Genomic DNA, 12,312 nt, shown 5'->3' on the forward strand with positions numbered 1-12,312 from the left:
GGCTTGGAAAATGAACCCGGCCTGGCGCCGGGTTTATTTTTGCCCGGCGTTCATGAAGTCGCGAGGCGCGGCTGCTGCGGCTCGTTGTCGGTCGCCGGTGGGGCCTGCTGCGCGCTGAGGGCATGCACCTCGGCCATCAGTTCGGGATGACGATCGAGCAGGCGCATCAGCATGAACAGCGGCTGGGGCGGGGCGACCTCGCCGCGTTCGTAGCGGGAGAAGGCGTTATGCCCGCCGCCGGAGAGCAGCCTCACCGCATCTTTCTGCGAAAGGTGCAGCTTGCGGCGGATGCGTTTCATCTCGCTGGCCATGAACTGCCGGCAGTCCTCCAGCAACTGATCGCCGGCGTTGGCGTAACGTTCGGCGCTGGTCGCGTCGAATTCGATTTCCCCACAGGCCTGGCACTCCCAGCCATCCAGGCCGTCGACCTGCCGCAGCAGGTGCTTGTAATCGATCAGCTCGCTACGATTGTTGAACGGCTGCATGCCGGCCGGGGCACCGCAACTGACGCATTGTCTTTGTTTCATGGGTGTTTCTCCTTGAAGGAGATCACTGGGGGACCGCCGCCGGGGCGGTAAGTGACTTTGATGTACAGCTCCACGGAATCGATGTGGGTGTAATACACGTCCTGCCAGATTCGATGATCGAGATAGCTGGTCATCGACTTGTAGAGCATTTTCCCCTGCAGCCCGGCAATTACCTGCTGCATGTCCCGGCAAGTCAGGCCGAGGTGCCGGCCGCTGACCAGGGCGGTTCGGGTAAAGGCGGCTGCCCCTAGCCGGGCGACATCAGCCTTGATCACCGACAGGTCGTAATGAGGTGTGTGCTTTTCCATAAGACACCTGGAGTCGAGATAAATTACCCTTAAAGGGTTTTTCTGGCAATCGGATTTCCTTTCCGCTTGCTACCTGCGTGCATCGGCTTTGTTGTTCACCCACGCGAAGCTGACTAATATGCCAAAAAAATTCATCCGATGATTGGATGAAAAGGCGACAGCACATGACAGAAATTTCTCCTTTGATTAAACGCTCCCTGGTCGATCAGGCCCTGGAACAGTTGCGCCAGCGCATCAATGACGGTGCATGGGGCATCGGCCAGCGCCTGCCGACCGAGCCGGAGCTGGCGGCGGAGTTGGGCATCAGCCGCAATACCGTGCGGGAGGCCATGCGGGTCCTGGCGTTTTCCGGCCTGGTGGAGATTCGCCAGGGCGACGGCAGCTACCTGCGCGCGGTGGTCGATCCGCTGGACACCCTCAAGGCCCTGTCCCAGTGCTCCCTGGAGCAGGCGCGCGAAACCCGGCAGATCATCGAGACGGAGGCCATCGGCCTGGCGGCTCTGCGGCGTACCGACCAGGACCTGCTGGCGTTGCGCGAAGCCCTGGCCCTCAGCGGCGATCACTATCACGGTGATCTGGAGAGCTATATCGCCTGCGACCTGGTGTTTCACGGACGCCTGGTGGACGCCGCGCATAACCCCACCCTCAGCGAGCTGTACCGCTATTTCTCCAGCGTGGTCGGCGCGCAACTGCGCCAGACCCTGAGTATCCATCCCCGGCGCCAGGCCGTGTTCGATCTGCACATCGACCTGCTGGATGCCGTCGAACAGCGCGACCCGGAGCGGGCCAAGGCCATTTCCCGGCAACTGATCAATGAACCTTGAGACCGAGAGCACCATGTCCAGCCACCAGGCCAATAACCCGCCACCTATTGCTGTCCCTCGGCGCGAGGCTGAGCTCGAAGAGCTGCTGATCGACGCCGAAGCCGACGATGCCGAGGTCCAGCAGAGCCACCCGGCCCCACGCCGCCCGTGGTTGTTGCTGCTGGGGCTGATCCTGGTGGCGCTGAACCTGCGCCCGGCGCTGTCGAGCATGGCGCCGCTGCTCAGCGAGGTGTCGCGCAGCCTCGGGTTGTCGGCGGCCCAGGCCGGTCTGCTGACCACCTTGCCGGTGCTCTGCCTGGGGCTGTTCGCGCCCTTGGCTCCAGTGCTGGCGCGGCGCTTCGGTGCCGAGCGGGTGGTGCTCGGCATCCTGATGACACTGGCGTGCGGGATTATCCTGCGCAGTTCCCTGGGGGATGTCGGGCTGTTCGCCGGCAGCATCCTCGGTGGCGCCAGCATCGGCGTGATCGGGGTGTTGCTGCCGGGCATCGTCAAGCGCGACTTCGCCAAACACGCGGGCACCATGACCGGGGTCTACACCATGGCCCTGTGCCTGGGCGCGGCAATGGCCGCGGGGGCGACCGTGCCCTTGAGCCAGCACTTCGATAGCAGCTGGGCGCTGGGCCTCGGCTTCTGGGCGTTGCCGGCGCTGGCGGCGGCGCTGTTCTGGCTGCCCCAGGTCGGCAAGCGGCAGGGCGCGCACCATGTGGCCTATCGGGTGCGTGGTTTGCTGCGCGACCCGCTGGCCTGGCAAGTGACGCTGTACATGGGTTTGCAATCCTCGCTGGCCTACATCGTGTTCGGTTGGCTGCCATCGATCCTGATCGGCCGTGGCCTGAGCCCGACCCAGGCCGGGCTGGTGCTGTCCGGCTCGGTGATCGTCCAGCTCGCCAGCTCGCTGGCCGCACCCTGGCTGGCGACGCGAGGCAAGGACCAGCGCCTGGCGATCGTGGTGGTGATGCTGCTCACCCTGGGCGGCCTGTTCGGCTGCCTGTATGCCCCGATCGACGGCCTGTGGGGCTGGGCGATCCTGCTGGGCGTGGGACAGGGCGGCACCTTCAGCCTGGCGCTGACCCTGATCGTCCTGCGTTCGAAGGACGCCCATGTGGCCGCCAACCTGTCGAGCATGGCCCAGGGCATCGGCTACACCCTGGCCTCCATGGGCCCGTTCGCGGTCGGCCTGGTGCATGACTGGACCGGTGGCTGGACCGCCCTGGGCTGGATTTTCGCGGTGATCGGCCTGGGGGCCATAGTCGCCGGCCTGGGCGCCGGGCGTTCGCTCTATGTGCAGGTCGAAAGCGAAAAAATCTGATCCGTCCCACTGTCGGTATTTGCGCGGCGAATGCCGATAGTGTTTCCCGGGTTTGCAGACTATCGTGCAGGCATCTTTCCCTGAGTCGGAGCCTGTTTCATGAGTGACGCCCACCGCGCCTTGATCACTGAGTTCTATAGCGCCTTCCAGCGCCTGGATGCCGAGGCCATGGCCGCCTGCTACACCGAGGATGTGCTGTTCAGTGATCCGGCGTTCGGCGAACTGCGCGGCCGCGATGCCGGCGACATGTGGCGCATGCTCACCACCCGGGCCAAGGACTTCTCCCTGACCTTCGACAAGGTCCGCGCCGACGAGCGCAGCGGCGAAGCCCACTGGGTGGCGACTTACCTGTTCAGCCAGACCGGCAATACCGTGGTCAACGATATCCAGGCGCGTTTCGTGTTCCGTGATGGCAAGATCTGCGAGCACCACGATCATTTCAATATGTGGCGCTGGGCCCGCCAGGCCCTGGGTGCCAAGGGCCTGATCCTCGGCTGGACCCCGCTGCTGAAAAACGCCGTGCGCGCCCAGGCCCGCAAAGGCCTGAAAGCCTTCCAGGCCGGCCGCTGAATCGTTGCCTCTGGTAAGATCGCGGCTTGTTATCCACAAGCCGCGATCACCGTGACCCGCCCCAGCCAATCCCCCGTCAGCGACTCCGAGCCTGTACCCGTGGTGAGCAAACCCTGGTTTGTCTACCTGGTGCGCGCCGCCAACGGCGCCTTGTACTGCGGCATCAGCGACGACCCGGTCAAGCGTTTCGCCAAGCACCAGAGCGGCAAGGGCGCACGCTTCTTCCTCTCCAGCCCCGCCGTCGCGCTGGTCTACACCGAAGCCTGCCGCGACAAGAGCGAAGCCCTGCGCCAGGAACGGCTGATCAAGAAACTCCGGAAAAGCGCCAAGGAATGCCTGGTGGCCTCGGCCGTCGTGGCTTATCAAGCGGACTGATAGGTTGCCATCAGGCAGATCGGTGGGCTGTCAGGAGTTTGCGCGCTAAGCTGATTCTTCCTACTTATCCGGTGGAACCCCAGCATGTCAGAGTTGATTCTGCATCATTACCCGACCTCTCCTTTCGCGGAAAAAGCCCGGCTGTTGCTCGGCTTCAAGGGCTTGTCCTGGCGCTCAGTGAAGATCTCGCCGGTGATGCCCAAACCCGATCTCACCGCGCTCACCGGTGGTTACCGCAAGACCCCGGTGTTGCAGGTCGGCGCCGACATCTATTGCGACACGGCGCTGATCGCCCGGCGGCTGGAGCAGGAAAAGGCCTCGCCGGCACTGTTTCCCGAAGGCCGGGAAATGGTCAGCGCGACCTTCGCGGCCTGGGCCGACTCGGTGGTGTTCCAGCATGCGGTGAGCCTGGTGTTCCAGCCTGAGTCGGCGGCCGTGCGTTTCGGCCATCTGCCGCCGGAAGCGGTCAAGGCCTTCATGGCCGACCGCGCCGGGCTGTTCAGCGGCGGCAGTTCCACCCGGGTGCCGCTGGAGTTGGCCAAGCATCAATGGCCGACGCTCATGGCGCGCCTGGAGCAGCAGTTGCAGCGCGAGGAGGGCGACTTCCTGTTCGGCGATCCGTCGATCGCCGACTTCGCCATGGCCCACCCCCTGTGGTTCCTCAAGGGCACGCCGGTGACCGTGCCGCTGGTGGACGCCTATCCGGCGGTGGCGGCATGGCTGGCCCGGGTGCTCGGTTTCGGCCATGGCGCTTCGAGTGCCATGACCTCCGAGGAGGCGCTCGAAGCGGCGCGCAGGGCTACTCCGGCAACCTTGCCGGATGAAGTCTTCATCGATCCGAACGGTTTCCAGTCTGGCCAGCAGGTGCGGATTGCGGCGACCGACTATGGCGTCGATCCGGTGGAGGGGGAGTTGCTGTTCGCCGGGCGCGAGGAGTTGATCCTGCGTCGCGAAGACCCGCGCGGTGGGTTGGTGCATGTGCACTTCCCGCGTTTCGGGTTCCGCATCGAGGCGCTGTAAGGCTGAGAATTTATCGCGGGCCAGCTCGCTGTAGAAGTGAGCTGGCTCGTGATAAAGGTTTTAGCGCTGCAACGCCGCCATGATCTGGTCCGGGTCGTAGGTTCGGATCAGCGTGCCATTCACATCGAGGATCGGAATCCCTCGTCCGCCCAGGGCTTCATAGGCCTTGCGCGCCTCGGCATCTTTCTCGATATCGAACTCGCGAAAGGCAATGCCCTTCTGATCGAGAAAGCGCCGGGTGGCCTTGCAGTAGCCGCACCAGTCGGTGGCGTAGAGCACCACCCGGGCATTGGCCCGGACCTGCTCCGAGGCGGCCTGCGAGGGGTTGAACAGGCGCTCGATCTTGCCCCAATTCTGGTACGCCACGACCACCAGCAGGATCAGCAGGAATTTCTTCAGCACGCCCTGCAGCATCAGTTGCGGCGCTTGAGCTGATCGGTCAGTTGGGTCGGCAGGCCCTTGATGATCAGGGTCCCGGCTTCTTCGTCATACTCGATCTTCGAGCCCAGCAGGTGCGCCTCGAAGCTGATGGACAGGCCTTCGGCACGGCCGGTGAAGCGGCGGAACTGATTGAGGGTGCGCTTGTCCGCCGGGATCTCCGGCGACAGGCCGTAGTCCTTGTTGCGGATGTGATCGTAGAACGCCTTGGGGCGGTCCTCGTCGATCAGCTCCGAGAGCTCTTCCAGGCCCACGGGTTCGCCGAGCTTGGCCTGGCTGCTGGCGTAGTCCACCAGGGCCTTGGTCTTTTCCCGGGCGGAGTCTTCCGGCAGGTCTTCGCTTTCGACGAAGTCGCTGAACGCCTTGAGCAGGGTACGGGTCTCGCCCGGGCCGTCGACGCCTTCCTGGCAGCCGATGAAGTCGCGGAAGTACTCCGAGACTTTCTTGCCGTTCTTGCCCTTGATGAACGAGATGTACTGTTTCGACTGCTTGTTGTTCTGCCACTCGGAGACGTTGATCCGCGCGGCCAGGTGCAGCTGGCCCAGGTCCAGGTGGCGGGATGGGGTCACGTCCAGCTCGTCGGTCACCGCCACGCCTTCGCTGTGGTGCAGCAGGGCGATGGCCAGGTAGTCGGTCATGCCTTGCTGGTAGTGGGCGAACAGCACGTGGCCGCCGACCGACAGGTTGGATTCTTCCATCAGCTTTTGCAGGTGCTCGACCGCGACGCGGCTGAAGGCGGTGAAGTCCTGGCCGCCATCGAGGTATTCCTTCAGCCAGCCGCTGAAGGGAAACGCGCCGGACTCCGGATGGAACAGGCCCCAGGCTTTGCCCTGTTTGGCGTTATAGCTTTCGTTGAGATCGGCGAGCATGTTCTCGATGGCCGCGGATTCAGCCAGTTCGGAATCGCGGGCGTGCAGGACTGCGGGTGTGCCGTCGGGTTTTTTGTCGATCAGGTGGACGATGCAATGGCGGATCGGCATGGGCTTCTCGGCTGGTTGGCGGGAGAGGGCGTAGCTCCCCGAAAAAGTGCCCAGTGTACCGCACCCGCTGGTTTTGGCGCTGTTTGAAGGGGGTGGAAGGCGGCTTGGGTCAAGCTTATGCATTTTTTTACGGATTTAGAGCAATAAAGCTGACCAAATGGCTAGGTAGAGGCGGATATTTCCCCGTCTCTGTGCTAGTTTTGCCCCGTCTTACGCGATGTCTCGGCGTTAAGCGTGCATTCAGCATTTGTCAGGTCGAACCAAACCCTGATTTCGGTATCTATAACCCCGATCTTTCGTGGTTGTGACCGGGGTGCCAGATCCACAAGATCTGGCTCGATGGCTGACACTGCACTCTGCAATCCAAATGAATTTGATAGGGAAGGAACACCACAATGGCTATTACTAAAGACCAACTGATCGCTGATATCGCTGAAGCTATCGACGCGCCGAAAACCACCGCGCGTAACGCTCTGGACCAACTGGCCCAAATCGTTGCTGATCAATTGGAAAATGGCGGCGAAATCACTCTGCCAGGTATCGGCAAACTGAAAGTGACCGAGCGTCCTGCCCGTACTGGCCGTAACCCATCGACTGGCGCTGCCATCGAAATCGCTGCCAAGAAAGTTATCAAGCTGGTTGTGGCTAAAGGCCTGACCGACTCGATCAACAAGTAAGACTGCAGTAAGACCGTGCCTCGGAACACTTCCGGGCACGGTTTTTAGGCTTTAAGGCCGCAACGATTTACGCAAGGTAAATCACCGTTTTTCCCCTCGTACTATCCCTTCTGAACCCAACGCTCCTGGCGCCAGGCCTGTTGCTGTGCCTTGTCCTTGAAGGTCCAGGCGACGAAGCGGCTCTGTTTCTGCCCCTGTGACATCTCCACCACCTGGCTCTCCAGCGCCCCGGCCTTTTTCAGCGCGGCCTGAATCGCCGGCAGGTTCGAGGCTTTCGACACCAGGGTGCTGAACCACAACACCTGTTGCGCCACCTGGGCGCTTTCGCCGATCAGTTGGGTCACGAAGCGCGCTTCGCCACCTTCGCACCACAATTCCGCCGCCTGGCCGCCAAAGTTCAGCACCGGCAGCTTGCGCTTGGGATCGGCCTTGCCCAGGGCTCGCCATTTGCGCTGGCTGCCGCGCGTGGCTTCCTCCAGAGAGGCATGGAACGGCGGATTGCACAGGGTCAGGTCGAAGCGTTCGTCGCTCTCCAGCAGCCCCAGCAGGATCTGCTTGCGGTTGGCTTGCTGGCGCAGGCCGATGGCCTTGTTCAGGCCGTTGGCCTGGACGATCGCCTTGGCGGCGGCGAGGGCGGTGGTGTCGATGTCGGAACCGAGGAACTGCCAGCGGTAATCGGAGTGGCCGATCAGCGGGTAGATGCAGTTGGCGCCGACTCCGATGTCCAGCACCCGCACTGCCGCGCCGCGGGGAATTACACCTTCGTTATGCGTGGCCAGCAGGTCGGCTAGGAAGTGCACGTAATCGGCGCGACCGGGTACCGGAGGGCAGAGGAAGTCGGTTGGAATGTCCCAATGGGCGATGCCGTAGAACTCCTTGAGCAATGCCCGGTTGAACACCCGCACCGCCGCCGGGTTGGCGAAGTCGATGCTCTCCTTGCCGTAGGGATTGATGATCACGAAAGCCCCCAGCTCCGGGGTGCTCTTGATCAGCTGTGGAAAGTCATAGCGGCCTTGATGGCGATTGCGCGGGTGCAGGCTGGCCTTTTCCCGTGGTGCGACGGCCTTGGCCGGAGCAGCGGGTTGAGGCTTTTTGCGCGGAGCTTTGGGAGGGCGGGGGGCGGTCATGGGCGAAATCGGTTCGGGTATGGCTCAAAGTGGCGGGCATTGTCCCATATCTACCTCGGTGACGTGGCCTCTGTAGGAGCGAGGCGTTATCCCTGGCACACCGCGTTATCCTTTATCGCCAGCAAGCTGCGCTCCTACAGAGGCATAAGCTTTTCGGTCGGGCACAAAAAAGGGAGCCCCTTGTAGGGCTCCCTTTTTATGACCGCTCGAATCGCCGTTACAGGCTGGAGATCCGTGCGTGCTGCTCGGCCAGCTTGCCCAGAGCCTGTTCGGCTTCGGCCAGTTTGGCGCGTTCCTTGTCGATCACTTCGGCCGGGGCCTTGTCGACGAAGGCGGCGTTGGACAGCTTGCCGCCGACCCGCTGCACTTCGCCTTGCAGGCGCTGGATTTCCTTGTCCAGGCGCGCCAGTTCGGCGCCCTTGTCGATCAGGCCGGCCATCGGCACCAGCACTTCCATCTCGCCGACCAGGGCGGTGGCGGACAGCGGTGCTTCGTCGCCGGCTTGCAGCACGGTGATCGATTCGAGTTTGGCCAGCTTCTTCAGCAGGGTCTCGTTTTCGCTCAGGCGGCGCTGGTCTTCGGCGCTGACGTTCTTCAGGAACAACGCCAGTGGCTTGCCCGGGCCGATGTTCATTTCGGCACGGATGTTACGGGTGCCGAGCATCAGGCCCTTGAGCCATTCGATGTCGTCTTCGGCGGCCTGGTCGATGCGCGCTTCAACGGCCACCGGCCAGGGTTGCAGCATGATGGTCTTGCCCTGGATGCCGGCCAGCGGCGCCAGGCGCTGCCAGATTTCTTCGGTGATGAACGGCATGAACGGGTGGGCCAGGCGCAGCGCCACTTCCAGCACGCGCACCAGGGTGCGACGGGTGCCGCGCTGGCGCTCGACCGGCGCGTTTTCGTCCCACAGTACCGGCTTGGACAGCTCCAGGTACCAGTCGCAGTACTGGTTCCAGATGAACTCGTACAACGCCTGGGCTGCCAGGTCGAAGCGGAACTGGTCCAGCTGGCGGGTCACTTCGGCTTCGGTGCGTTGCAGCTGGGAGATGATCCAGCGATCGGCCAGCGACAGCTCGTAGGCTTCGCCGTTCTGACCGCAGTCTTCGCCCTTGTCCAGCACGTAGCGCGCGGCGTTCCAGATCTTGTTGCAGAAGTTGCGATAGCCTTCGACGCGGCCCATGTCGAACTTGATGTCGCGGCCGGTGGACGCCAGCGAGCAGAAGGTGAAGCGCAGGGCGTCGGTGCCGTAGCTGGCGATACCGTCGGCGAACTCCTGGCGGGTCTGCTTCTCGATCTTCTTCGCCAGTTGTGGCTGCATCATGCCGGTGGTGCGTTTCTGCACCAGGGCTTCGAGCTCGATACCGTCGATGATGTCCAGCGGGTCCAGGACGTTGCCCTTGGACTTGGACATCTTCTGGCCCTGGCCGTCGCGTACCAGGCCGTGTACGTACACGGTCTTGAACGGAACCTGCGGTGTGCCGTCTTCGTTCTTCACCAGGTGCATGGTGAGCATGATCATCCGGGCGACCCAGAAGAAAATGATGTCGAAACCGGTCACCAGCACGTCGGTCGGGTGGAAGGTCTTGAGGAACTCGGTCTGCTCCGGCCAGCCCAGGGTGGAGAAGGTCCACAGGCCCGAACTGAACCAGGTGTCGAGGACGTCGTTGTCCTGTTGCAGGGCGACATCAGGCCCGAGGTTGTGCTTGGCGCGCACTTCGGCTTCGTCGCGGCCGACATAGACCTTGCCCGACTCGTCGTACCAGGCTGGGATGCGGTGGCCCCACCACAGCTGGCGGCTGATGCACCAGTCCTGGATATCGCGCATCCAGGAGAAGTACATGTTTTCGTACTGTTTTGGCACGAAGGCGATGCGGCCGTCTTCCACGGCGGCAATGGCCGGCTCGGCCAGGGGCTTGGTGGAGACGTACCACTGGTCGGTCAGCCACGGCTCGATGATGGTGCCGGAGCGGTCGCCTTTCGGCACTTTCAGGGCATGGTCGTCGACGCTGACCAGCAGGCCGGCGGCGTCGAAGGCGGCAACGATTTCCTTGCGCGCCTGGAAACGGTTGAGACCGGCGAATTCGGCCGGGATCTTGCCGTCGATGCTTTCGTTCAGCGTGCCGTCCAGGTTGAACACCTGGGCGGCCGGCAGCACTTCGGCATTCTTGTCGAAGATGTTCAGCAGCGGCAGGTTGTGACGCTTGCCGACTTCGTAGTCGTTGAAGTCGTGGGCCGGGGTGATCTTCACGCAACCGGTGCCGAATTCAGGGTCGCAGTAGTCGTCGGCGATGATCGGGATGCGACGACCCACCAGCGGCAGTTCGACGAACTTGCCGATCAGCGCCTTGTAACGCTCGTCTTCCGGGTTAACGGCCACGGCGGAGTCGCCGAGCATGGTTTCCGGGCGAGTGGTGGCGACGATCAGGTAGTCCAGGCCTTCAGCGGTCTTGGCGCCGTCGGCCAGCGGGTAGCGCAGGTTCCACAGCGAGCCTTTTTCGTCGTGGTTTTCCACTTCGAGGTCGGAGATCGCGGTGTGCAGCTTGGTGTCCCAGTTGACCAGACGCTTGCCGCGGTAGATCAGGCCGTCTTCGTGCAGGCGCACGAAGGCTTCTTTAACGGCTTCGGAAAGACCGTCGTCCATGGTGAAGCGCTCGCGGCTCCAGTCCACGGACGAGCCCAGGCGGCGGATCTGACGGCTGATGTTACCGCCGGACTGATCCTTCCACTCCCAGACTTTCTCGAGGAATTTTTCCCGGCCCAGATCGTGACGATTCTGGCCCTGGGCTTCGATCTGACGCTCCACCAGCATCTGGGTGGCGATACCGGCGTGGTCGGTACCCGGCTGCCACAGGGTGTTGCGGCCCTGCATGCGGCGGAAGCGGATCAAGGCGTCCATGATCGCGTTGTTGAAGCCATGGCCCATGTGCAGGCTGCCAGTGACGTTCGGTGGCGGAATCATGATGGTGTACGAGTCGCCCGCGCCTTGCGGGGCGAAGTAATTCTCTGACTCCCAGGTCTGGTACCAGGAAGTTTCAATGGCGTGCGGCTGGTAGGTCTTATCCATGCGCGGCGGGACCCTATTGGCATTTATTCAGGAAAAGCCGGGAAGTATAGCGGGGATGAGCCGATGCGCGTAGAGCGGGCTGACGGCGGGAGGGCGAAAAGTGCTCGATGAACGGGGATTTTTGCTTGGCGCCAGGGCGTTATCGCGGACAAGCCTCGCTCCTACAGATGGCGGGTGACCTGTAGCTGCGAGGTTTGTCCGATGAATAAACGGGGGATCAGGCCTCGTACTGGCTCAGCAGGCGATCCATTCGCGCGTCGAGGCGGCGCTTGATCTCGGTTTCGATGTGCGGGGCGAAGTCGTCGATCACGTCTTGCATGATCAGTTGCGCGGCGGCGCGCAGTTCGCTGTCCAGGTGCAGCAGGGCATCCTGGCTCTTGGGCGCTGGCGCTGGTTTCGGTGCCGGTGCAGGGGCTGGAGCGGCCACTACGGGAGCAGGTTGCGGTTCGACCACTGGAGCGGGGGCCGGTTGTGGTTCTGCCGGCGCCTCTTCGAGGGTTTCGACGGCAGGCTTGCCGCCGACCATATCGAACAGCAGTGGAATCTGTACTTCGCCGTCGACGGTTTCGGTCAGCAGCGGAGGTTGCAGGTCGTCATCGCCGAGCAGTTGGCGGATGGACTCGAGGTCATCCAGCAGGTGCGCGGACTTTTGCAGCGGTTTGGGAGTGTCCATCGATGGCTCAGAGTCGCTGTAAACGGTGATCTTGCAGAGGATAGCCCTGTTCGCGGTAGAAACGGAAACTCTCGCGAGCAGCCTGGCGGATAGTCGGGTCTTCCACCACCACTTCGGCGATGCGGGCAAAACGCTGGGCAAATGCCGGGACTTTCAGGTCCAGGTTGACCAGCAGGTCATGGTGCTCGCCGGGGTCGTCGCCCAGACCGAGAACGATCAGGCCATCCGGTTCGCTTTCGGCGGGACCGTGAGGCACGAAGGTTTCGCCCTTGAAGCGCCACAACCGGGCATCGAGCTCATCGCGCTGGGCCGCGTCGCTGCAATGCAGGTAGATGCGGTGCCCCATGCGCCAGGCCTTGTCGGTGAGCTTGCAGGCGAAGTCCAGGCGCGCCGAAGGATCCGCGCTGGGAAGGATGTAGA

General features: G+C 62.9%; 14 protein-coding genes. 6 read left to right on the forward strand and 8 right to left on the reverse strand.

Annotated elements, in window-relative coordinates; genetic code table 11:
• Positions 1 to 50 precede the first annotated feature (50 nt).
• Together J4D52_RS23040 and J4D52_RS23045 are read right to left on the reverse strand one after the other, a co-directional pair.
• Entirely contained in the window at positions 51 to 527 is a 477-nt protein-coding gene (locus J4D52_RS23040; RefSeq protein WP_102677535.1) for a type II toxin-antitoxin system MqsA family antitoxin, read from the reverse strand.
• Positions 524 to 835 (reverse strand): type II toxin-antitoxin system MqsR family toxin, encoded by a 312-nt coding sequence (locus J4D52_RS23045; protein WP_009042289.1) that lies wholly within the window; start codon positions 833 to 835, stop codon positions 524 to 526. Before J4D52_RS23045 ends, J4D52_RS23040 begins: the two co-directional genes overlap by 4 nt.
• A gap of 164 nt (positions 836 to 999) precedes the next feature.
• Here J4D52_RS23045 and J4D52_RS23050 point away from each other — a divergent pair, with 164 nt between their 5' ends.
• From J4D52_RS23050 to J4D52_RS23070, 5 genes are all read left to right on the forward strand, one after another.
• Positions 1,000 to 1,659 carry a FadR/GntR family transcriptional regulator gene (locus J4D52_RS23050; RefSeq protein ID WP_063428491.1) on the forward strand — a complete coding sequence of 220 codons (660 nt, stop codon included), beginning with the start codon at positions 1,000 to 1,002 and terminating at the stop codon, positions 1,657 to 1,659.
• On the forward strand, positions 1,649 to 2,968 hold the full coding sequence (locus J4D52_RS23055) for a CynX/NimT family MFS transporter (protein ID WP_063428492.1): 1,320 nt from the start codon (positions 1,649 to 1,651) through the stop codon (positions 2,966 to 2,968). The genes J4D52_RS23050 and J4D52_RS23055 overlap by 11 nt, the downstream gene beginning before the upstream one ends.
• 99 nt (positions 2,969 to 3,067) lie before the next feature.
• Complete coding sequence (locus J4D52_RS23060) at positions 3,068 to 3,538, forward strand: nuclear transport factor 2 family protein (protein ID WP_063428494.1); 471 nt, start codon at positions 3,068 to 3,070, stop codon at positions 3,536 to 3,538.
• A 51-nt stretch (positions 3,539 to 3,589) separates the two neighbouring features.
• On the forward strand, positions 3,590 to 3,913 hold the full coding sequence (locus J4D52_RS23065) for a GIY-YIG nuclease family protein (protein ID WP_102677534.1): 324 nt from the start codon (positions 3,590 to 3,592) through the stop codon (positions 3,911 to 3,913).
• Between the two features lie 84 nt (positions 3,914 to 3,997).
• The gene (locus J4D52_RS23070; RefSeq protein ID WP_102677533.1) at positions 3,998 to 4,933 is read left to right on the forward strand and encodes a glutathione S-transferase family protein; all 936 of its coding nucleotides are present in this window, start codon (positions 3,998 to 4,000) and stop codon (positions 4,931 to 4,933) included.
• Between the two features lie 60 nt (positions 4,934 to 4,993).
• Here J4D52_RS23070 and J4D52_RS23075 read toward each other — a convergent pair whose 3' ends face one another.
• Positions 4,994 to 5,347, reverse strand: a complete 354-nt coding sequence (locus J4D52_RS23075; RefSeq protein ID WP_009047116.1) for a glutaredoxin family protein — start codon at positions 5,345 to 5,347, stop codon at positions 4,994 to 4,996.
• Positions 5,347 to 6,351 carry a nucleoid-associated protein YejK gene (gene yejK, locus J4D52_RS23080; RefSeq protein ID WP_063428498.1) on the reverse strand — a complete coding sequence of 335 codons (1,005 nt, stop codon included), beginning with the start codon at positions 6,349 to 6,351 and terminating at the stop codon, positions 5,347 to 5,349. Before yejK ends, J4D52_RS23075 begins: the two co-directional genes overlap by 1 nt.
• Before the next feature lie 395 nt (positions 6,352 to 6,746).
• Between yejK and J4D52_RS23085 the strand changes: the two genes are divergently transcribed.
• The gene (locus J4D52_RS23085) at positions 6,747 to 7,028 is read left to right on the forward strand and encodes an HU family DNA-binding protein (RefSeq protein ID WP_007932138.1); all 282 of its coding nucleotides are present in this window, start codon (positions 6,747 to 6,749) and stop codon (positions 7,026 to 7,028) included.
• A 101-nt stretch (positions 7,029 to 7,129) separates the two neighbouring features.
• On the opposite strand, the gene rlmF is transcribed toward J4D52_RS23085, so the two are convergent.
• From rlmF to J4D52_RS23105, 4 genes are all read right to left on the reverse strand, one after another.
• Positions 7,130 to 8,155 (reverse strand): 23S rRNA (adenine(1618)-N(6))-methyltransferase RlmF, encoded by a 1,026-nt coding sequence (gene rlmF / locus J4D52_RS23090; RefSeq protein WP_102677532.1) that lies wholly within the window; start codon positions 8,153 to 8,155, stop codon positions 7,130 to 7,132.
• Positions 8,156 to 8,372: 217 nt separating this feature from the next.
• A complete protein-coding gene (locus J4D52_RS23095) occupies positions 8,373 to 11,219 on the reverse strand; it encodes a valine--tRNA ligase (RefSeq protein ID WP_102677531.1) in 2,847 nt (948 codons plus the stop codon).
• Positions 11,220 to 11,436: 217 nt separating this feature from the next.
• A complete protein-coding gene (locus J4D52_RS23100) occupies positions 11,437 to 11,892 on the reverse strand; it encodes a hypothetical protein (RefSeq protein WP_063428503.1) in 456 nt (151 codons plus the stop codon).
• 7 nt (positions 11,893 to 11,899) lie between these two features.
• Positions 11,900 to 12,312 (reverse strand): DNA polymerase III subunit chi (locus J4D52_RS23105; protein ID WP_207272156.1); only part of this gene is annotated, 413 nt, incomplete at its 5' end.

This window comes from Pseudomonas sp. GW460-12-10-14-TSB1 (assembly GCF_017349775.1).
Lineage (GTDB): Bacteria > Pseudomonadota > Gammaproteobacteria > Pseudomonadales > Pseudomonadaceae > Aquipseudomonas > Aquipseudomonas piscium.

Excerpts from the sequence above, each read along its gene's own strand:
- J4D52_RS23040 (WP_102677535.1), bottom strand. The coding sequence starts at position 527 with ATGAAACAAAGACAATGCGTCAGTTGCGGTGCCCCGGCCGGCATGCAG.
- J4D52_RS23045 (WP_009042289.1), bottom strand. The coding sequence starts at position 835 with ATGGAAAAGCACACACCTCATTACGACCTGTCGGTGATCAAGGCTGAT.
- J4D52_RS23050 (WP_063428491.1), top strand. The coding sequence starts at position 1,000 with ATGACAGAAATTTCTCCTTTGATTAAACGCTCCCTGGTCGATCAGGCC.
- J4D52_RS23055 (WP_063428492.1), top strand. The coding sequence starts at position 1,649 with ATGAACCTTGAGACCGAGAGCACCATGTCCAGCCACCAGGCCAATAAC.
- J4D52_RS23060 (WP_063428494.1), top strand. The coding sequence starts at position 3,068 with ATGAGTGACGCCCACCGCGCCTTGATCACTGAGTTCTATAGCGCCTTC.
- J4D52_RS23070 (WP_102677533.1), top strand. The coding sequence starts at position 3,998 with ATGTCAGAGTTGATTCTGCATCATTACCCGACCTCTCCTTTCGCGGAA.
- J4D52_RS23075 (WP_009047116.1), bottom strand. The coding sequence starts at position 5,347 with ATGCTGCAGGGCGTGCTGAAGAAATTCCTGCTGATCCTGCTGGTGGTC.
- yejK (WP_063428498.1), bottom strand. The coding sequence starts at position 6,351 with ATGCCGATCCGCCATTGCATCGTCCACCTGATCGACAAAAAACCCGAC.
- J4D52_RS23085 (WP_007932138.1), top strand. The coding sequence starts at position 6,747 with ATGGCTATTACTAAAGACCAACTGATCGCTGATATCGCTGAAGCTATC.
- rlmF (WP_102677532.1), bottom strand. The coding sequence starts at position 8,155 with ATGACCGCCCCCCGCCCTCCCAAAGCTCCGCGCAAAAAGCCTCAACCC.
- J4D52_RS23095 (WP_102677531.1), bottom strand. The coding sequence starts at position 11,219 with ATGGATAAGACCTACCAGCCGCACGCCATTGAAACTTCCTGGTACCAG.
- J4D52_RS23100 (WP_063428503.1), bottom strand. The coding sequence starts at position 11,892 with ATGGACACTCCCAAACCGCTGCAAAAGTCCGCGCACCTGCTGGATGAC.